This window comes from Corynebacterium sp. 212_CJEI (assembly GCF_001055915.1).
Classification (GTDB): domain Bacteria; phylum Actinomycetota; class Actinomycetes; order Mycobacteriales; family Mycobacteriaceae; genus Corynebacterium; species Corynebacterium jeikeium_D.
The window spans coordinates 1-20767 of sequence record NZ_JVPT01000050.1; the positions used below are offsets into that span (position 1 = coordinate 1).

Annotated in this window: 18 protein-coding genes; 16 read left to right on the forward strand and 2 right to left on the reverse strand. The window is 59.4% G+C overall.

Annotated elements, in window-relative coordinates; translation table 11 throughout:
- Positions 1-24: 24 nt before the first annotated feature.
- Entirely contained in the window at positions 25-930 is a 906-nt protein-coding gene (locus ADB02_RS05140) for a thioesterase family protein (protein WP_049189887.1), read from the reverse strand.
- Between the two features lie 155 nt (positions 931-1085).
- Here ADB02_RS05140 and ADB02_RS05145 point away from each other — a divergent pair, with 155 nt between their 5' ends.
- From ADB02_RS05145 to ADB02_RS05165, 5 genes are all read left to right on the forward strand, one after another.
- Positions 1086-1769, forward strand: coding sequence for an HAD family hydrolase (locus ADB02_RS05145; RefSeq protein WP_080969580.1), 684 nt, complete (start codon positions 1086-1088; stop codon positions 1767-1769).
- 22 nt (positions 1770-1791) lie between these two features.
- On the forward strand, positions 1792-2055 hold the full coding sequence (locus tag ADB02_RS05150; RefSeq protein ID WP_005510825.1) for a phosphoribosyl-ATP diphosphatase: 264 nt from the start codon (positions 1792-1794) through the stop codon (positions 2053-2055).
- A gap of 14 nt (positions 2056-2069) precedes the next feature.
- Entirely contained in the window at positions 2070-2915 is an 846-nt protein-coding gene (gene hisG, locus ADB02_RS05155) for an ATP phosphoribosyltransferase (RefSeq protein ID WP_016422792.1), read from the forward strand.
- Positions 2916-3173: 258 nt separating this feature from the next.
- Positions 3174-4622 carry an aspartate ammonia-lyase gene (aspA, locus tag ADB02_RS05160; protein ID WP_016422793.1) on the forward strand — a complete coding sequence of 483 codons (1449 nt, stop codon included), beginning with the start codon at positions 3174-3176 and terminating at the stop codon, positions 4620-4622.
- 39 nt (positions 4623-4661) lie between these two features.
- Positions 4662-5975, forward strand: a complete 1314-nt coding sequence (locus ADB02_RS05165) for an anaerobic C4-dicarboxylate transporter (RefSeq protein WP_049189890.1) — start codon at positions 4662-4664, stop codon at positions 5973-5975.
- 178 nt (positions 5976-6153) lie between these two features.
- Here ADB02_RS05165 and ADB02_RS05170 read toward each other — a convergent pair whose 3' ends face one another.
- Positions 6154-7041: a RecB family exonuclease gene (locus ADB02_RS05170; protein WP_049189891.1), complete on the reverse strand. Its 888-nt coding sequence runs from the start codon at positions 7039-7041 to the stop codon at positions 6154-6156.
- A gap of 85 nt (positions 7042-7126) precedes the next feature.
- Between ADB02_RS05170 and ADB02_RS05175 the strand changes: the two genes are divergently transcribed.
- The 11 genes from ADB02_RS05175 (at position 7127) to ADB02_RS05225 (ending at position 20762) form a co-directional block, all read left to right on the forward strand.
- Complete coding sequence (locus tag ADB02_RS05175; RefSeq protein WP_049170556.1) at positions 7127-7969, forward strand: tRNA (adenine-N1)-methyltransferase; 843 nt, start codon at positions 7127-7129, stop codon at positions 7967-7969.
- A gap of 109 nt (positions 7970-8078) precedes the next feature.
- Entirely contained in the window at positions 8079-9656 is a 1578-nt protein-coding gene (arc, locus tag ADB02_RS05180) for a proteasome ATPase (protein WP_241482408.1), read from the forward strand.
- The gene (dop, locus tag ADB02_RS05185) at positions 9649-11226 is read left to right on the forward strand and encodes a depupylase/deamidase Dop (RefSeq protein ID WP_049170549.1); all 1578 of its coding nucleotides are present in this window, start codon (positions 9649-9651) and stop codon (positions 11224-11226) included. The genes arc and dop overlap by 8 nt, the downstream gene beginning before the upstream one ends.
- A gap of 61 nt (positions 11227-11287) precedes the next feature.
- Complete coding sequence (locus ADB02_RS05190; protein WP_005510795.1) at positions 11288-11482, forward strand: ubiquitin-like protein Pup; 195 nt, start codon at positions 11288-11290, stop codon at positions 11480-11482.
- 69 nt (positions 11483-11551) lie between these two features.
- Positions 11552-13012: a Pup--protein ligase gene (gene pafA / locus ADB02_RS05195; RefSeq protein WP_049189969.1), complete on the forward strand. Its 1461-nt coding sequence runs from the start codon at positions 11552-11554 to the stop codon at positions 13010-13012.
- Positions 13013-13055: 43 nt separating this feature from the next.
- Positions 13056-14084, forward strand: coding sequence for a helix-turn-helix transcriptional regulator (locus tag ADB02_RS05200; RefSeq protein ID WP_049189894.1), 1029 nt, complete (start codon positions 13056-13058; stop codon positions 14082-14084).
- Positions 14084-15115, forward strand: a complete 1032-nt coding sequence (locus ADB02_RS05205) for a helix-turn-helix transcriptional regulator (RefSeq protein ID WP_049189895.1) — start codon at positions 14084-14086, stop codon at positions 15113-15115. The genes ADB02_RS05200 and ADB02_RS05205 overlap by 1 nt, the downstream gene beginning before the upstream one ends.
- A 74-nt stretch (positions 15116-15189) precedes the next feature.
- A complete protein-coding gene (tatA, locus tag ADB02_RS05210) occupies positions 15190-15501 on the forward strand; it encodes a Sec-independent protein translocase subunit TatA (protein WP_048734080.1) in 312 nt (103 codons plus the stop codon).
- An 18-nt stretch (positions 15502-15519) separates the two neighbouring features.
- Positions 15520-16746: a twin-arginine translocase subunit TatC gene (gene tatC, locus ADB02_RS05215; protein WP_065421716.1), complete on the forward strand. Its 1227-nt coding sequence runs from the start codon at positions 15520-15522 to the stop codon at positions 16744-16746.
- Between the two features lie 24 nt (positions 16747-16770).
- Positions 16771-19557 carry a DEAD/DEAH box helicase gene (locus ADB02_RS05220; RefSeq protein ID WP_049189900.1) on the forward strand — a complete coding sequence of 929 codons (2787 nt, stop codon included), beginning with the start codon at positions 16771-16773 and terminating at the stop codon, positions 19555-19557.
- 89 nt (positions 19558-19646) lie between these two features.
- The gene (locus tag ADB02_RS05225; RefSeq protein ID WP_053087277.1) at positions 19647-20762 is read left to right on the forward strand and encodes a M24 family metallopeptidase; all 1116 of its coding nucleotides are present in this window, start codon (positions 19647-19649) and stop codon (positions 20760-20762) included.
- The last annotated feature ends 5 nt before the right edge of the window (positions 20763-20767 follow it).

Genomic DNA, 20767 nt, shown 5'->3' on the forward strand with positions numbered 1-20767 from the left:
AGTACTTTAACGTGTAGCTTCGCGCTATCCCTGCGGTCGCACCAGCAAGGTCTGCATGCTGCGGCCGATGGGGCCGTGCACATCGTAGAGCTCGCCCGCGGTCATGCCGATTCCGTCCGGCCCAATGGAACCGCGGGCGGCGATGCCCACCCAGCCGCCGTCTTCCGACTGCAACTCCGATTCCGCCGACTTCTCCGAGGCGCCGAGCTGGGGGAGTCGGTGCAGGTGAACCACTAAGTCGGTATTCATAAACGCCCACTGGTGCGGGCTCAGCGTGGCCCCGATACCGTTGGCGGTATCAGCTACCTGCATGACTCGCTCCACCGCAGTCGGCTCCTCCCCGAGCACGATTGGGTACTGCGCGCGAACCCAGTGAATTTGCGTCTCGGCCAGCTCTTCCGTCGCGCCGGCGCGGGCTTCAATTGATTCGATGTAGCCGCCACTCCAATCGTCGGTAAGCGGAATGTACTCGGCGCTGCATTCCTCCGGCCCGGGCACCTGCTTGTCGAATGCACGCTCAATATCCCGCGTATCCGCAGTGGCCATCATCCATGCGGACGCCGTGGCAACTGGCCGCCAGGCACCCTTGACGTCGGCAAGCAATTCGGCTTCGACCTTGGCGATCTGCCGCCCCGAGCGCGAGACCCATGAGCGCGCGCGGAGCTCCGTGTACGGTACAGCCGACAACAGATCCACGGCGATGCGAGTAATACGCATCCCCTCGCTTTCCAGACGGCGGCGCTCCAACATGCGCGTCAGCAGCGCCGACGGCGGCGCACCGTGCTGAAACGGCCCCCACGCCCCATAAGTGAAGCTGGTGGGCATGAAGCGCTCGTAGCTGAGCTCGCCTTCGGTGACCGTCCCTAGCGGAATGAAATATGCCTCGGGTTGGTCGATAGCCTGGGCGAGCGAATCTTCAGTGGTTGTCATAGCGAGTCGATGCCTTTCATTCACGCGGGACACGTTCATGCGGTGGTTTCATGCAGCACCGCAACATACTTTCCTTCCTGAAACTCTAAACCTTCATCCGACGGTTTTGCTGACATAATCGCTAAATGCTTGATTGCCTGGCATAGTCGCATGGTGTGAAAGCAATTTTGTGGGACATGGACGGCAGCCTCATCAACACGGAACCTCTGTGGGAGATTGCCACGTACGACCTCTCGGAATTCGTAGGCCGCCGCCTGACTCCGGAGTTGCGCTTGCAATGCGTCGGCAACACGCTCTGGGACACGCTGTCGATTTGTGCTGATCATGCGGGACGCACGCTTGACGACGAGCTGTTTGCCTCGGGCTCCCAATTCGTCGAAGGTCGCTTCACTGAATTGGTTCTAGAACATGGGGTGGAGTGGCGCCCGGGTGTGCCGGCGATTTTGGACCAGGCCCGGGCTGCTGACATTCCGGTGGTGTTGGTGACCAATACCCGTCGGCACGTGGCGCAACCCTGCATTGATGTCATGGGGGAGCAGCACTTCGCCGCAACAGTGTGTAGCGATGAGGTGGCCAACGGCAAACCGGCACCGGATCCGTACTTGCGTGGCGCAGAGCTAGCCGGATTTGCGCCAGAGGACTGCCTGGCTATCGAAGATTCCTCAACGGGGGTGCGCTCTGCACTCGCTGCGGGATGCACGGTGGTGTGGAATCCAATGCCGGATGTGAGCGTTTCGCAGGCTGATGTGGAGACGTTAGTACCCCCGGCGCGCTTCATTTCGGGCAATTTGGATACCTCGAATTTGGGCTTATTGCGGGCTGCTTTCGCGGGCGAGTAGACGACATGGAACAATAGACCGGGTGAAGAACTTTGATGACCTGTTTGCAGAGCTGAAGGAAAAAGCACAGTCGCGCCCCGAGGGATCGGGCACAGTCAAGGCGCTGGACGCTGGTGTGCATTTCCAGGGCAAGAAAATTGTCGAAGAGGCCGGTGAGGTCTGGCTTGCAGCTGAGCACGAATCTGACGAAGCCCTCGCAGAGGAGATTTCGCAGCTGTTGTACTGGCTGCAGGTGGTCATGGTCGGTCGCGGGCTGAGCCCCGAGGATGTTTACAAGTACCTGTAGGAGAAATCAACACCATGCTGCGTATTGCCGTGCCCAACAAGGGATCGCTGTCCGAGGCGGCAGTCGAAATCCTGAAGGAAGCTGGCTACCCGGGTCGAGGCGACTCCAAGAGCCTGACCATCCACGACGAAGCCAACGACATTGAGTTTTTCTTCCTCCGCCCGAAGGATATTCCTATCTACGTTGGCAACGGCCATCTGGATTTGGGCATCACCGGCCGCGACCTGGCCGCTGACTCGCTGGCTCCGGTCGATGAGGTTCTGAATCTGGGCTTCGGCGCCTCGACCTTCCGCTACGCCGCTCCGGCCGATGAGGAGTGGACCGTAGAAGCTCTGGAGGGCAAGCGCATTGCCACCTCGTACCCGAATCTGGTGCGCGAGGATCTGAAGGCTCGTGGCATTAACGCCACCGTCATTCGCCTTGATGGTGCAGTGGAGATTTCCATCCGCTTGGGAGTTGCCGACGTTATCGCCGATGTTGTCTCCACCGGTCGCACCCTGCGCAAGCAGGGATTGAAGCCATTCGGCGATGTTTTGGTCAGCTCTGAGGCAGTTGTTGTCGGACGCAAGGGTGTAGAGGTCACCGAGGAGCAGCAGGTGTTCCTACGTCGCATGACCGGCATTCTGCATGCCAAGACGTACTTGATGATTGACTACAACATCCGTGCGTCCGCGCTGGAAGAGGCATCCAAGCTCACCCCGGGCCTGTCTGGTCCGACCGTGTCGCCGCTGGCTAACGAGGATTGGGTAGCAGTTCGCGCGCTAGTTCCGAAGGCAGAGGCCAACCCGCTCATGGATGCCCTGGCGAAGATTGGTGCCGAGGCGATTTTGGCCTCGAATATCCGTATCGCGCGTATTTAAGTCACGCGAACCTTACACGCTATCCAGTGGGAGCTTCCTAGCTGAATCCACCCTTTACCTACGCTAGCGTAGGTAGTAATATTGACACTAAGAGTGCGCACGGCGTTAGCCGGACCGAAGCAGTAACTTTATGCCTGTACATGCGGCACATACGCCAGCACTGTAGTTTTGGCGGTGTAACCAATCATCGCCACTAAATGTGGCCCACAAGGCTGCGTCTACTAGGTCTGCTAAAAGGCTAGAAGGGATTGCTTCCACATGTCCGCAACACGTACCGAGGTCGACCTGCTTGGCTCTATGGAGGTCCCGGCAGAGGCTTACTACGGCATCCACACCCTGCGCGCAATCGACAACTACCAAATCTCAGCCAAGACCATCAACGACGTGCCCGAATTCATTCGTGGCATGGTGATGGTGAAGAAGGCCACGGCCATTGCCAACCAGCGCGTCCACACGCTGCCCAGCGATGTTGCAGACATCATCGTCGCCGCATGTGATGAAATCCTGGAAAAGGGACGCTGCATGGATCAGTTTCCAATCGATGTCTTCCAGGGTGGAGCTGGCACCAGTCTCAACATGAACACCAACGAGGTCATCGCTAACCTCGCTCTAGAACTGCTCGGCCTGGAAAAGGGCCGATACGACGTCATTCACCCCAACGATGATGTCAACCAGTGCCAGTCAACCAACGATGCCTACCCAACAGGTTTCCGTCTTGCCATCCACATGTCGCTGCTGAGCCTGCAGAAGCACTTCGACTCCCTGGTTGAGGCTCTACACGCCAAGGGTGATGAATTCAACGACATCATCACAATGGGGCGCACGCAGCTGCAGGATGCCGTTCCCATGACCCTGGGACAGGCTTTCCACGCATTTGCCCACAACCTTGAGGAAGAGCAGGAGTCCATCGCAACTGCGTCGGCACGCCTGCTGCAAATCAACCTGGGAGCAACCGCTATCGGTACCGGTGTAAATGCGCCGGCAGGCTACCGCGAGGCCGTGACCCAGGCGCTGCGTGAGGTCAGTGGCTTTAAGGTGACCTCTGCGAAGGACCTAATCGAAGCCACCAGCGATACCGGCGCCTACGTCAGCGTGCATGCATCCCTGAAGCGCGCGGCCATGAAGATTTCCAAGATGTGCAACGACCTGCGCCTGCTGGCATCGGGTCCACGAGCCGGACTGAATGAAATCAACCTTCCGGAGCGCGCCGCTGGGTCTTCGATTATGCCGGCAAAGGTTAACCCGGTAATCCCAGAGGTCGCGAACCAGGCCTGCTTCAAGGTCTTCGGCAACGACGTGACCCTGACCTGGGCAGCCGAGGCTGGCCAGTTGCAGCTAAACGTGATGGAGCCTGTCATCGGCGCATGCCTCTTCGAGTCGATTGAACTGCTGCGCAGTGCTACCGACACTCTGCGCGACAAGTGCATTACCGGCATCACCGCTAACCCGGAAGTCTGCCGCGGCTATGTGGAAAACTCCATCGGTATCGTGACCTACCTGAATCCGGTCATTGGCCACCACGAGGGCGATATGATTGGCAAGGAAGCCGCTCGCACTGGCCGCTCCGTCCGGGACATTGTCCTCGAACGCGGGCTGATGGACGAGAAGGAGCTCAACCAGGTCCTGAGCACCGAGAACCTCATGCACCCGGAATACCGGGGGAAGCGCTACGTGGCAGGGGAGTCTCGCCTCGACGATTTGTCCTAAGCGGCAACAAGTCTAACGAGTGACTTTTCGGAGATACACATGTTAGTTGCCGTCCAAATCTTTATCGTTCTAGCAGCGATCGTCCTTGGCGCGCGTCTTGGTTCAATTGCTATCGGATTCGCCGGTGGGCTGGGCGTTTTGGCGCTGGGCATCACCGGGGTTCCGGTCACCAAAGACGACATTCCGTTCGATGTCATCGGCATCATTATGTCGGTAATCGCGGCAATTGCCGCTATGCAGAAGGCCGGAGGCATGGACTATCTCGTCCACATTGCCGAACGGTTGCTGCGCAAAAATCCGCGACACATCACCTACTGGGCCCCGGTTGTCACCTACCTGATGACCCTGCTCGCCGGCACCGGCCACACCGCATTTTCCACCCTCCCAGTTATCGCCGAAGTATCCAAGAAGGGAGGCGTTCGCCCGTCCCGCCCGCTGTCCGTGGCGGTCATCGCATCTCAGTTGGCGATTACGGCATCACCCATCTCAGCGGCTGTGGTGCTCATGGCTTCGCTCATGGAACCTCGCGGCGTTGGTTATCTCACACTCCTGGCGATTGTCATTCCTTCGACGTTCCTCGCCATCCTTCCGACCGCCTTTGTCACGAATCACTTAGGCAAAGAGCTTGACGACGATCCGGAGTATCAAAGCCGCTTGGAAAAGGGGTTAGTCTCCAAGCCACGTGACCAGATGAGCGAATACGTGCCAACCAAGTCGGCCAAGTGGTCTGTGGCGATTTTCCTACTCTCGATTCTCGCGGTAATGGTCTACGCGACCATCAGCACTGAACAGGTCGGCTTCATCGCTGATCCCACGCTCCCACGAAACGAGGCGATCATGTCAATCATGCTGACCGCCGCCACCGTTATCGTGCTGGCCTGCAAGTTGGACGCGGCAACCATTTTGAACACCCCGGTGTTCAAATCGGGCATGTCCGCCAGCGTCTGCGTTCTCGGTGTGGCGTGGCTGGGAACCACAATTATCAACCACTACATCGACGACATTAAGGCCGCGTCCGGCAGCCTACTGACCACAATGCCGTGGATGCTGGCAATCGTGCTCTTCTTTGCGGCCGCATTGCTGTACTCGCAGGCGGCCACGGCAAAGGCCATCATGCCCGCTGCACTCGCGGTGGGAGTTTCTCCCATCACTGCGATTGCTTCCTTCGCAGCGACTTCCGCGCTATTCGTACTGCCTACTTACCCGACGCTCCTTGCCGCGGTGGAGATGGACGACACTGGCACAACCCGAATTGGCAAATACGTGTTTAACCACTCGTTCATCATCCCAGGCACCTTATGTATTGCCCTGTCCGTCGCGTTCGGTTTCGCCTTCGGCAGCGCACTGCTGTAGTGGGGGGCTACCTAGAACACCGCATAGAGAAACTGACTAGGTTTATGACAAAATCGAAGCGGTTAAGTCCATTCACCTGTCATAAACCTAGTCAGTAACTTGTACTGACACCGTTACCGCCGACGGTGGCACCCCGCGAAAGCTAAGTTCGCCGCGAGAGCCACCCCATCCGCAGCTTTTACTCAGTGCCGCCATCGCCGACAGCACCCGGCCAACCGGGGTACTCCGGTGTGACCCCGCCATAGGCAGGGCACATCTCCTGGAAAGAACACCACCCGCAGAGCTTGGACTTCTTCGGTACAAAGTCACCGTTTTCACCGTCGCGCACGATCGCCGACCACAAGTCGGCAATCTCCGCTTGGAAGGCCTCTAATTCTGTCGCGTTGGGACTCAGCACCAGGTCATCGGCAACCTTCAGGTACATCAACCGCAGCTGTTCCGGGATACGACCGGTGAGCCGCCACCACACCAGCGCGTAAAACCGCATCTGGAAGAGCGCCTCATCCTGGAAGCGAGGAGAGGGCTTCTTGCCCGTCTTGTAGTCGACAATCCGGACCTCACCGGTCGGGGCAATATCGACGCGGTCGATAAAACCACGAAGTGGCACTGACAATGGCACAGTCTGATCCGCATCCGGATCGATAACCAGCTGAACGAACTTTTCCATCTCGGCCGCATCGAAGCCCATGGGGTTTTCCATCATGAAATACCCCTTGAGCAGGCCGCGGCATTCGACCAGGAAGTCGTAGTAATCATCCTCCGGAACTAGCTCAATCAGTTCCTCGTCCTTTGCACACATGTCCTCCCAGGTCGGCTTCAGCCATTTCACCGCTGCGGGGTAAGTGCGTTCTTCACGGGGCCAGGCATGCATCTGTTCGAGCACAGCATGTACCAACGTGCCCTTGACCTGCGCGACAGTCGACGGCTCCGGAATCTTGTCAATCGCACGGAACCGGTACTTCAGCGGGCACTGGCGGTAGTCATTAGCTCTCGACGGCGACAGCGCCAACTTAGAGCGGCGGGAAGGCTGAACAGCTGACTTAGAACTTTGGGCATTGTCGGGCATACTAGCCAGGTTAGAGTACCGCCCGGATTTGGCTGCACCCGACATGACCCGACCCAACCAAACCCCAAAAGGAGCCCACACACCTATGGCATTGAGCGGACCATTCCAAGTCGGCGACCGAGTCCAGCTGACTGACTCGAAGAATCGCCACTTCACCGTCATCCTCGAGGAGGGTGGCAAGTTCTTCACTCACCGCGGCACCATCCTCCACGACGACCTCATCGGCGCCAAGGAAGGCACCACCGTCACCTCCAGCGAAGGCACCGTCTACCTGGCCATGCGTCACTTGCTGGTCGATTACGTCCTGTCCATGCCGCGCGGTGCTGCGGTGATTTACCCGAAGGATGCTGCACAGATCATCGTCGAGGGCGACATCTTCCCAGGTGCGCGCGTGTTGGAGGCCGGCGCTGGCTCCGGCGCGCTCAGCCTCAACCTGCTCCGCGCCATCGGCGCTGACGGGCAGCTTATTTCCTACGAGGTCCGCGAGGATCACATCGAGCACGCGGAACGCAACGTTGTCGACTTCATGGGTCACAAGCCCGACAACTGGGACTTGCGCCTGGGCGATCTCAACGAGGCCTCCGTCGAGTCGCTCGGCGGCCCGGTCGACCGAGTCATTCTGGACATGCTCGCTCCATGGGAATGCCTGGACACCGTTTCGAAGGTGCTTCAGCCTGGCGGCGTGCTCATGGTCTATGTCGCCACTGTTCCGCAGCTAATGAAAGTCATGGAGGGCATCCGCGCGCAGAAGTGCTTCACCGAACCACGCGCCTGGGAATCCCTGGTCCGCGACTGGAATGTTCAGGATCTCTCCGTCCGCCCGGCGCACCGTATGCAGGCGCATACCGCATTCCTGGTGTGGGCACGCAGGCTTGCCGACGGCACGGTGCCTCCGCGCCCACAGCGACGAAATCAAAAGAAGCTCTAGACCCGCCGCTTCGCGCTGGGAGGTGTAGCCGTCGTAAAGCGTGATGCGACACACGGTCTAAATCGACCAAGCAACAACGGCATCTGGCCCTATGGGTAATCTGGGATACATGACAACGCCGTCTGACAAAATCCGTGATCTTGAGCAGAAGAACTACAACCTCGGCATTCGTAATAATCGCCTGGTTGAGCTGTTGCGGGACTCCCGTAACAAGCTAGAGCTACTGCGCCAAGACATGGAGGATATGCTGGAGCCGCCTAGCACGTACGGTATTTTCCTTAAGCCGGGGCCGGAGAAAGGCACCGCAGAGGTTTTTACCGGAAATCGACGGATGCGCCTGCGGGTGCAGCCGGAGATTAATGAGCGGGCGCTTCGGCCGGGTGCGCAGGTGCGTCTGAATGAGGGCTCGATAATCGTGGAGGACTGCGGTTATCCGGAAAGCGGCGACATCGCCAATGTTCGTGAGGTGCTGCCGGATCGGGAGCGCATTTTGGCCTCGGATACTCACGGTGAGGAATTCGTGGTGTCTCTGGCGGGGGATTTGTCGCCGAAGCCGGGGGACTCGGTGATGATTGATCGCAAGTCGGGCTATGCGTTTGAGGTCATTCCGAAGTCCGAGGTGGAAAACCTGGTGCTGGAAGAGGTACCGGATGTCACCTACACGGATATCGGTGGTCTGGACAGTCAGATTGAGCAGATTCACGACGCCGTGGAGATGCCGTTCCTGCAGCCCGAACTGTTTGAGCAGTACAACCTGCGTCCGCCGAAGGGTGTGCTGCTCTACGGTCCTCCCGGCAATGGTAAGACGCTGATTGCCAAGGCTGTGGCTAATTCGTTGGCACGCAAGATTGCGCTATCCCGAGGTAAGACCGAGGCGGAGGCGCAGCGAGCTCAATCGTACTTCTTGAATGTCAAGGGCCCGGAGTTGCTGAACAAGTTCGTGGGCGAGACGGAGCGTCAGATTCGCCTGATATTCGACCGCGCTCGCGACATCGCTGAGGACGGCAAGCCGGTTATTGTCTTTTTCGATGAGATGGACTCGATTTTCCGCACTCGTGGTTCGGGTATCTCCTCGGATATGGAAAACACTGTGGTCCCGCAGCTGCTCAGTGAACTTGACGGTGTAGAGGGGCTGGAAAACGTCATCGTGATTGGTGCCACCAACCGCGAGGAGATGATCGACCCGGCAATTCTGCGCCCGGGACGCCTGGATGTGAAGATCCGCATTGAGCGCCCGAATGAGGCTGCGGCGAAGGATATCTTCCGCAAGTACTTGACCCCGGAGCTGCCGTACAACGCGGCTGAGGTAGAGGCTCACGGTGGGGTGGAACAGAATGTGGCACACCTCATTGATCAGGTCGTTGAGCGAATGTACGCCAAGACGGCAGAAAACGAGTATGTGCGGATCCGCTATGCAGATGGCACCAGCGAGGTCATGTACTACCGCGATTTCAACTCCGGCGCGATGATTTCCAACATCGTCGACCGCGCGAAGAAGTCCGCCATCAAGTCGGTTATCGCCGGTGGCGAGGCGGGCATTAGCTTGGACCATCTGCTGTCCGCCGTGGCGGAGGAGTTCGCGCAGAACGAGGACCTGCCGAATACCTCGAACCCGGATGAGTGGGCTCGCATCTCCGGTCGTCCAGCGGCGCGCGTTGCCTCGGTCGAGGTGATTCGCCATGGCTAAATCCGCCGCCAGTTCTGCACAGTCGAACCGCTTCTTCGGCACGGAGATTGAGTACGGCATTTCCAGCCCGGACAACCCGGATGTCAGCCCAATTCTCACCTCCACGCAAGCCGTGCTCGCTTTCGCGCATGAGCAGGAGGAGGGCCTGTCGGGGCGCATCCGCTGGGATTACGCACCAGAGTCGCCACTGCGCGACAGCCGTGGTTTCGACCTGCGCCGTTACCACCAGCCACCGATTGTTGACCCGAATGCCGTCGGCGCTGCAAACCTGCTGGTGCAAAATGGTGCCCGTTTCTACGTCGATCACGCGCACCCGGAGTACTCCTCACCGGAGACGGCAACCGCCCGCGAGGCGGTTATCGCTGACCGCGCAGGTGACAAGATTATGCTGCGCGCAGCTCAGCTTGCCGCCGAAGCCACCGATGCTGAGGGCAATCCAGGTCCGATGCTGAAGCTCTACCGCAACAATGTCGATGGCAAGGGCGCCTCGTATGGTGCCCACGAGAACTACCTTTTCTCCCGAGAAACCGAGTTCGATGACATCGTCGCCGGTCTGACGCCGTTTTTCGTCACCCGCCAGGTGTTCACGGGCGCTGGTCGCGTGGGTCTGGGACAGACGGGGCAGGAGTCGGGTTTCCAGATTTCGCAGCGCGCGGACTACATCGAGACTGAAGTCTCGCTGGAGACCACTTTGAACCGCGGCATCATCAACACCCGCGATGAACCACACGCAGACTCCGATCGCTTCCGCCGCCTGCACGTCATCATCGGTGATGCCAACATGAGCGAGGTCGCCACCTTCCTCAAGCTGGGCACCACAGGTTTGGTCATCGACGCCATCGAGGACGGCGTGCGTTTCGACGACCTGCAGCTCCGCAACCCCGTCGAGGCCGTCCATAAGGTCTCCCGAGACTTGACTTGCACCGAGAAGCTGCAGCTGGCAGACCATGTCACGTGGATGTCCGCAGTGGAAATGCAGTACGAGTACCTGCGTCGCGTGGAGAGCTACGACCAGCAGGGCGACGTCGTCAAGCTCTGGCGTGAAGTGCTCGACGTGCTTTCCGACGACCCCCGCAAGGCAGCCCATCTGCTGGATTGGGTGGCGAAATACAACCTCATGGAGGGCCTGCGTACCCGCCTGGGCGCGGGCTGGGACCACCCGAAGTTGGCGTTGATTGATATTCAGTACTCGGATATTGACCCTGCTCGTGGGCTGTACCATGCGCTGGTGCGCCGCGGTTCGATGCGCACACTCGTGACCGAGGAAGAAGTCGACCGAGCGGTTGAATACGCACCGGAGTCTACGCGTGCGTATGTACGCGGTGGCATTCTGCGCCGCTTTGGCAAGGATGTCGTCGCGGGCAGTTGGACCAGCTTGGTGGTGGACACCGCGGGGGTGTATCGGAGCACTCGTGACGTGGAGTCGCCTGGAATTACGCTGGCCTACATTACGCTGGATGAAGTTGACCGTTTCACTGCCGCAGAATGCGGTGACGTGTTGGAGTCTGCGGAGACAGTGGCCAAGGTGGTTGAGCATCTGCGTACTCTCGGGGCTATCCGCGAACAATAGGCACACATAGTGCAGTAATAGAGCAGTAATACTCAAAAGTTCATTTTTAAGGAGCAATATCATGGCTGGTAACACTCAGGTTTTCGGCGGCGGTTCCGGCGGAGGCGACGAGGAAGAGTTCGGCGAGGTCGCTGGCGGCGGTCAGGCTCAGGAGCACGTTGCAGCTGCTGACGACCTGCTGGATGAAATTGATGGTCTGCTGGAGAACAACGCCGAGGAGTTCGTGCGTTCGTATGTCCAGAAGGGTGGCCAGTAAAAAGTGACTGACCAGCAGGTAGGGCAGCAGGAGCCGGAAGCAACGCCGACACCGGTACCGGCACAGGCGTTGACCCGACGCATCACCGGTATTGAGACCGAGTTCGGCATCACTCTGACGCTGGATGGCTCGCGCCGTCTGGGACCGGATGAGATTGCCCGCTACATGTTCCGCCCGGTGATCGCTAAGTACGGGGCAACCAACATTTTCACCCCCAATGCTGGTCGTATGTACCTCGATGTCGGAAGCCACCCGGAGTACGCTACCGCTGAGTGCGATTCGGTCTCGCAGCTGGTAGCGTACGACCGCTCGGGCGAGGTCATCTTGAATGAACTCGCTGAAAAGGCTGAAGCAGAGCTTGCCGACGAGGGCATCGGTGGCAAGGTCTACCTGCTGAAGAACAACGTTGATACCGTCGGTAACTCCTACGGTTGTCACGAAAACTACCTGGTTGGACGTGAACTGGGACTGAAGTCCCTGTCCAAGCTGCTGCTACCTTTCTTGGTTACGCGACAGCTCATCTGTGGCGCGGGGAAGATTTTCCTGCCGTACCCAACCTCGCCGTATCACAACGATCCGATTCAGTACTGCTTCTCGCAGCGCGCGGATCATGTGTGGGAGGGCGTCTCCAGTGCAACGACGCGCTCCCGGCCGATTATTAACACTCGCGATGAGCCACACGCGGACTCCAACCGATTCCGCCGCTTGCACGTCATCGTGGGCGACTCCAACATGAGTGAGACGACGACTGCGCTCAAAATTGGCTCCACTCAGCTGGTACTGGAGATGATTGAAGCCGGCGTGAAGTTGCCGGACTTCGAAGTCGCCAACGAAATCAAGTCCATCCGTGCGGTGAGCCGCGATATGACCGGCAAGGCCGAGATTCCACTGCGCAGTGGCGAAACTGCCACCGCACTGCAGATTCAACGCGAGTTCCTGGACGCTGCGACGGAGTGGCTGAAGGTCCGCGAAGAAAACATGGTCAACGAGGACAAGGGCATTGCCGGTGCCGGCACGTCCAACGAAGAAATGAGCCGCATTGTCGAGCTGTGGGGTCGCGCGCTCGATGCCGTGGAAACCGGTGACTGGTCTCTCATTGAGCACGACATTGACTGGGCCATTAAGTACTCGCTCATGAAGCGCTACCTGGACCGCGGTCTAACGCTGGAGGACCCCAAGCTTCATCAAATCGACTTGGCCTACCACGACATCCGTCCCGGCCGAGGCATCTTCCGCGCGCTGGAAGCCCGTGGTATTGCCTCGCGGTGGATTACCGATGAGCAGGTCGCTGAGGCGGTCCGCATCGCACCGCCAACTACTCGTGCGAAGCTGCGCGGTGATTTCCTCGTTGCAGCCGAAGACTCCAGTTTGAAGACCGTAGTGGACTGGACACACCTGAAAATCTCCGGCGACGATCCCATCTCCACTATGCTCGGCGACCCCTTTGCCACGGAAAACGATGAGGTCAATGAGATGATCGAGATTCTGACGGCCGCGAAGAAGACCTCGGATACGGATTCGAATAACTAGTTCCGTCCCCGGAAACTGCCCCAGGAAAAGGAGCCCCACAGTCGTGTCTGTCTCACCTGTATCGGAAAACCCCGGATCCGCTGCGATCAGTGAGAACCAACGTCAGGTTCAGCTGCTGTTGGCGCTTGCCGACGACACCGGGTGGGTCAGCGAGTCGTGGATCTCCAAACATGTCGAGGGTTACTCCCGTGTTTCCGAGGATTCCCGGGCTCGTTATTTACGTGCGGACACCGCGGCACTCCTGGCAGCCGGGGTCCCGGTGGAGGTTTCGTCGTCAAGCGCGGGCGATAAGGTCAAACGTCTGCGCCTGAACAGACTACGGTGGCCCCAGCACGACCCCGAGTTCACTGAAGCGGAGGCTTCGGTGGTTTTCCAGGCGGCGAATGCGGCGTTTGGTTCGGAGGAGCTGAGCTCGACGGCTGTGGCGGCGTGGCGGAAGCTCGCATCGTTTGCGCAGCGCAGCGCCATTGCGAAGCCGGATGAGTCGGTGGTGGTGGCCGATGCGGTGGATATGAGTCGAGTGGATTTCAGCACACTGCTGACCGCGATGACCTCGCCGCGCCGGACAGTGGAGATGTGGTACTCCCGCCAGTACGGCGTGGATGATGAACTGCGCATGCTGGAGCCGTGGGGTCTGATTAACCTGCGCGGGCGCTTTTATGTGTTGGGCTTTGATCCGCAGCGTGAGGCCGCGCGTATGTTCCGGCTCAGCCGTATCCGCGATGTGTCGGATACAGGGACGTCGGCGACCCAGCCAATGCCCGATGGTGACTTGCAACAGATTGCGGAAAACATGTTGCACCGCGGTGGCAAGACCTATCAGGCGGTTGTTCGTATCGCTCCGAATACCTGCGCTGATGTGGTGATGAAAGCGACCGCGTTGGGGGATGGGCGCTACGAGCTGCCAGCGGCACCTGTGAGTGAGATTGTGTCCACAGGTTTGAGTTACGCACCGGATTTGATTGTGGAATCACCTGAAGAGGCACGGTCGGAGATTATTGCTCGGTTGGAGCAGGTACTCGCTCGCCATGGCGGATCGAATGGTGCGAAGAACGCTTTGGAGGGCAACTAATGACAGTGCATGCAGCCCGGGAACTTGACGCGAATGTCAGTGTCGACGAGTTGTTGGCGGTCGTACCGTACTTTTCGCAGCACCGTTCAATGACAGAGGCCGCTACCGAGCTGGCCATACCTTTTGCCCGAATTCGGGCAATCGTGGAGCAGATTGCCGACATCGACCAGCCGGGACTCCTCGGAGTGCGGGCTTTTGAAGTTGATTACCGCAACAGCTTTGATGTCCGCATTCGGCCTCAGGCAACGGTGCTCAGCCAGCCACGTGCGCTCACAGCCGAAGAAACCGCGACCTTGCTGCTCATCCTGGAAACCATCGAGGACTCCGCAGCCACCACTTCCTCCGAGGCCGCGCAGACGGCCGCGACAAAACTACGCAGTGCTCTGGGAATAAACGTCCCCATCATTGACTCGACCGCTGCGGAAAATGGCAAGGCCTTTTCCTTTTCTGAGCAGATTTATTCCGCGCTGCATCAGCGCAAGGTGTTGAAGGTGCGCTACCGGAATGCCTCAGGGCAGATTACAGTCCGTGAGCTTGACTGTGTCAACGTTTATACAGTTGAATCCACGACGTACCTCCGCGCTGTGGACCGTGCGCAGGAAGACCGTCGCCAGAAGAGCTTCCGCGTCGACCGCCTGGAGGCCGCCGAGGTCCTCGACACTCCCGCCGGTTTCCACCGCCCCGAGCCTTTCGATATCCGTGATCCCCACGCCTTTGGTGCGGAAACGGGAACGTCCGAATGGGCAAGTGTGCTTATCGACGCCGACGCCACCTGGATCGCAGACTATGAACCGGTCTTCTTTACCGAAGATGAGGGAGAAGAAGAGGATACCGAACTGGTCTCTGACCAAGGCTTAGGGCAGTCGGAATATGTCGCTGACGTGCCGATGTCCGACTTGGCCGCAACAGTCTCCTTTGTGCTCCGCCGTTCACCGAGCGTAACGGTCGCTGAGCCCTTAAAATTGAAAAACGCCGTTGTTGCGCGAGCCCGCGAAGCTTTGGCAGAGTATGGTCGAAACGACAAGGCTTAAATCAAAGCTTTAATCGCGCACGATGTGGCAACTTGCCACTTGTATTTGTATTCATTCGAAAGGTCTCTAAGCGGATGCCGAACCTAGGTCCCTGGGAAATCATCATTATCCTGGTCGTTCTTGTCTTGCTCTTTGGTGCAAAGAAGTTGCCGGATGCCGCACGTTCGCTCGGCCGCTCCATGCGTATCTTCAAGTCCGAAGTCAAGGAAATGCGCAACGATGACGAGCACCAGGAGCAGGCTGCAATTCAGCAGGCTCCGCAAGCCCAGCCACAGCAGCCGTACCAGCCGCAGCAGCAGTACCAGCAGCCGGCACCGCAGGCTCAGCCGCAGCAGCCGTACCAGCCGCAGCCTGGCCAGAACAACCCTGGCCAGCCGCAGCAGTAGTAGAAGGCCGGTTGAAGCGTGACTTCAGCTACATCCACATCACGTCCTCGGAAGCGCCAGCGTAGGCGCAATCCCGAGGGCGTGATGACTATTGTCGAGCACATTCAAGAGCTCCGGCGTCGCCTCGTTCTCGCCCTCGCTGGTATTGCCGTTGGCACTGTTGTGGGCTTTATCTGGTATCAGACAGCCTTTACCATTGGTCAGTTCCGCATACCGCTTACCTCGGTCAATGTTGGCCCTGTGCACTTTAAGTCCCTGGGTGAGTTGCTCAAGGATCCGTACTGTCAGCTTCCACCCGAGATGCGTCTCGGCGGCGGTGAGGGCGCGGAGTGTCGTCTGCTGGCGACCAGTCCGTTTGAAATGTTCATGCTGCGTCTGAAGGTCGGTGCGCTGGCCGGTCTGGTGATGTCGTCGCCATGGTGGCTCTACCAGATTTGGGCCTACATCACTCCCGGCTTGGTTCGGAAGGAACGCCGCACCACGCGCAGAGTTGTGACTGCCGCCGCGCTGCTGTTTGTCATGGGTTCCGTCCTGGCCTACTACGTTGTCGCCATCGGTCTGGAGTTCTTGCTCCAGATTGGTGAAGAGACGCAAATTTCTGCACTCACCGGTTCGCAATACTTCGGTTTCCTCTTGGCGCTCATCGTCTGCTTTGGCGTGAGCTTTGAGGTTCCGCTTTTCCTGGTCATGCTGAACATGGCCGGTGTCGTTACCTACGAGAGCATCAAGGACAAGCGCAGCATCATCATTATGTCGCTGTTCATCTTTGCGGCCTTCATGACTCCGGGGCAGGAACCAATATCCATGGTCGCAATGGCAACGGCACTGACGTTGCTGGTGGAAATCGCAATCCAGATTTGTCGTCTCCATGACCGTCGTAAAGCAAATGAGCGACCTGATTGGTTGGACGTCGATGACGAGCAAGGCTCCGGACCCATTACAGCGTCCGGCCCGATTGGCTCCGCCGGCGGTATCGGTGACGTGGGCGGCATTGACGCCCCGACTTCAGTAAGTGCGCCGACGTCGATTCAGCCGGGCGGCATGCCGACGGCATCAGCGGCCCCGACGACCTCTCCGGTCTCTGGTCCCACGCCAGTGAACGCGCCGACGCCGACGCGGGCATCCCAGATGCGTCCTACTCGCAATTCGCGTCCACCACGGCCACAGGGCATGATTCCGGAGACTCCGATGCCGACGCAGGACTTGCGAAATCGTCCGACGAGCGACTTTGATGATGTTCTCTAGCGCGGTTTATGACACTCTAGAGGCATGACTCTTCTCGGCGATTTCGTCAGCCAACAGGATTTCGATCTTGACGACTTTCAGCTCCGCGCCTGCCAATCAATTGAGGCAGGGCGGGGCGTTGTCGTCTGTGCACCCACCGGCGCGGGCAAGACTATTGTTGGCGAATTCGCTATTTATGCAGCTCTTGAGCGTGGCGGCAAGTGCTTTTACACCACACCTATCAAGGCGTTGAGCAACCAGAAGTACCACGACCTAGTCGAGGACTACGGCGAAGACCGCGTGGGCCTGCTCACTGGCGACACTTCGATTAACGGCGACGCGGACATCGTGGTGATGACCACCGAGGTGCTGCGCAATATGATTTACGCGAACTCGCCGACGCTGAAGAAGCTCACGCATGTGGTGATGGATGAGATTCACTACCTCGCTGACCGCGAGCGCGGCGCTGTGTGGGAAGAGGTTATTTTGAACCTCGACCAATCCGTGGCCGTCATCGGTTTGTCGGCGACGGTGTCCAACTCCGAGGAGTTCGGTCGCTGGCTTTCCACGGTGCGCGGGCACACGGACGTTATTGTCACGGATCTGCGCCCGGTTCCGCTGCATCAGCACATGCTGGTGGGAAACCGGCTCTATCCACTCTTCGAGGCGAAGTCGGACAAGGTCAATCAGGACCTGTTGGAGGCGTGCCGTCGTGCCGAGTTCGGCTACGGCGACGCTGGGGCCAGGGAGCGCTACCAGTACAAAAAGCACAAGGGCGGTGGGCGCTCGTATAGCTGGGGCGATAAGGGGCAGCGCAAGTTCCGTCCGCCGAAGCGCGGCGATGTTATCCGCATGCTCGGCTCCATGAACATGCTGCCCGCGATCGTTTTCATCTTCTCCCGCGCGGGCTGCGAAGGCGCGCTGGCGCAGGTCGGTGCTACGCGCGCAGAGCTCACTGACCGGGATGAGCAGGAGCGCATCGCCAAGATTATCGATGACGGTGTTGCACACATTCCGAAGGAAGATCTGCAGGTTCTCGGTTTCCTGCGCTGGCGCCGCATTCTCATCCGTGGTTTTGCGGCGCACCATGCGGGCATGCTGCCTGCGTTCCGGCACATTGTGGAAGAGCTCTTTAACGAAGGCCTGGTCAAGGTTGTCTTCGCCACCGAGACGCTTGCGCTGGGCATCAACATGCCTGCCCGCACGGTCGTGCTGGAGAAGCTGGTCAAGTTCAACGGCGAAGCACATGTGGATCTCACGCCGGGTCAGTACACGCAGATGACCGGTCGCGCTGGCCGCCGCGGTATTGACACTGTCGGCAATGCAGTGGTGCAGTGGGCCCCGGCAATGGATCCGAAGGCTGTCGCAGGGCTGGCATCTACGCGCACATACCCGCTGATTTCCACCTTCGCGCCGAGCTACAACATGAGCGTCAACCTCCTGCAGACGCTCGGTTACGACGGCTCGAAGCGCGTCATGGAGCGCTCATTCGCACAGTTCCAGGCGGATGGCGACATCGTCGGAGTCGCCGCCGAACTGTCCAAGGCCAAGCAGGAAGCCGCGGCCCTGCGTGCGGAATTGCTCGGCAGGGGAGCCGATGCGCACGCTGAAGGGGCGGAGGCTGAGGGGTCGTCGTCAAGCGAGGAAGGCAGTTCGCGTGACGACGAGCGCCTAACCCAGATGCTTGAATACCTGGATCTGCGCGCGAAGCTGACCCAGGAGGAGAAGAACGCCAAGCGCCGCAATATTGAAGACCGCCACACGGAAACAGTGACCGCGCTGCGCAGACTCCGTCGAGGCGAGGTTATTCCGCTGCCGAAGGGTAAGAAGGTGCAGTTGGCGGTGGTGTACCGAGAGGACCATTCGAAGTCGAATCCACGTCCCGGTGTCATCAGTGTCGGCGGGTTCGTGGGGCGTGTGGAGCCGCATATCTTCCCAGCGGCGCCGCAGACGGTCGGCGCGATTAAGCTGCCTCGGGATGCGGACCGGCATCCGCGACGTGCGCTCGGAATTGTGCGCGCAGAGATTGGCCGCAAGGGGCTAAAGGGACCAAAGAGGCTGAAGCGTCGCACTGGTGGCAACTCGCCGGCGGTGAGGAAGTTGCGCCAGGAGCTGCGCGAGCATCCGCTACATGGCGATCCTGCGGTGGAGACGATGGCTCGTCACGCCGATACGCTGCGGCAGGCCGAGGCGCATGTGGCCAAGCTGCAAAAGCGCGTCGATTCCGCCTCGGATACATTGGCGCGCACATTCGACCGCATGCTGCAGTTGCTAACACAAATGGACTACGTGGAATGGCGGGAGGGCGCGGAGCCGACAATTACCGAGGAAGGCCTGCGGCTGGCGCAGATTCACAACGGCTCGGATTTGCTGGTGGCCACGTGTCTGCGCCGCGGTATTTGGGATGACCTGGACCCCGCGGAACTGGCCGGTGCGGTGTCGAGCTTGGTCTTTGAAAACCGCAAGGCCAGTCAAGGCAGTGACGAGGTGCCTACCGAGCCGCTGGCCAAGGCGCTGGGGAACACCTACCGCATCTGGGAGGAACTGTCGGAGGATGAGCGCCGTTACCGGCTGCCGGTAACGGACTTGCCGGATATGGCTTTTGCTACGGCAATTCATCAGTGGACTGCGGGTGCACCGCTGGGGTACTGCCTGCAAGCCGCCGCCGAGAGTGGCGCGGAGCTGACTCCAGGTGACTTTGTCCGCTGGTGCCGTCAGGTCATTGACCTGCTGCAGCAGATCAAGAAGACGGGCTACTCCACGGACATTCGCGACAAGTCCGCCGAGGCTATTCAGGCAATTCGCAGGGGCGTAGTGGCGCTGAACAATTAGTTGCCGGTTACGTTGGTCAGCCGAAGCCTCGTCGCCCCGAGGCCACTCAACCGGCGACGGGCACAGGCCGACGGGTACAGTTGGCAACTATGAGCAACGGTATCTTTAGCTTTGACATCTATCAGCAGCGTCTGGATCGCACTGCGGAGCTTCTCCGCAGCCGCGATGCGGACGCTGCAGTCTTTGGAACCGGCGCTGACCTGCAGTATCTCATTGGTTCTGCGGTCACTTCGCATGAACGCCTGACCGCGCTGGTGGTCACTGCATCCGGCACCACCACACTGGTACTGCCCGCCGTGGAGCGCGGGGATCTGCCGCTGTGCGCTATCGGTGATCTCAACGCCGATGTGGTGTTGTGGGAAGACGGAGAGAATCCGCACCGCATTGTCGCCGACTTGGTGGGCCACGTGGGCACCCTCGCAGTGGGAGCCTCTTTGACCGCTGACCACTTGATTCCTATCCAGGATCTCACCGGAGCCAAGACTGTGTTGGCCGGAGACCTTCTGAAGGAACTGTTCATGCGCAAGGACGCCGCTGAGATTGATCAGTTGCGCGAGGCCGGCGCCGCTATTGACCGCGTTCACGCTCGAGTGCCGGGCATGCTGCGCGCAGGTCGCACTGAGCGCGAGGTCGCCGACGAGATCTCGGCTGCCATCCTGGAGGAGGGGCACGTCGCCATTGACTTCGTCATTGTCGGCTCCGCTGAAAATGGCGCGAATCCGCACCACGATTTCTCCGACCGCGTCATCGAGGAAGGCGACGTGGTGGTCGTCGATATCGGAGGCACCTTGCCGCTTGGCTACCACTCCGATTGCACGCGCACCTATGTCGTCGGCAAGCCGGGGGAGAAGGAAGCTGCAGCGTGGACGGCTCTGCGCAAGGCGCAGGAAGCTGCCGTGGCGGCGGTGCGCCCCGGTATAACGGCTGCAGAGATCGATGCGATTGCGCGCAATAGCCTCACCGCTGCGGGCTACGGCGAGTACTTCATCCACCGCACTGGTCATGGCATTGGCCTGTCCACGCATGAAGAGCCGTTCATTATGGCTGGCAATGAGCTCAAGCTCGAGCCTGGCATGGCGTTTTCGGTGGAGCCGGGTGTGTACCTGCCGGGTGAGTTCGGTATGCGGCTGGAAGACATCATCGTTGTCACCGAAGACGGCGGAGAATCGGTCAATAATGGTCCGCACGATTTAATTACCGTCTAATCGAG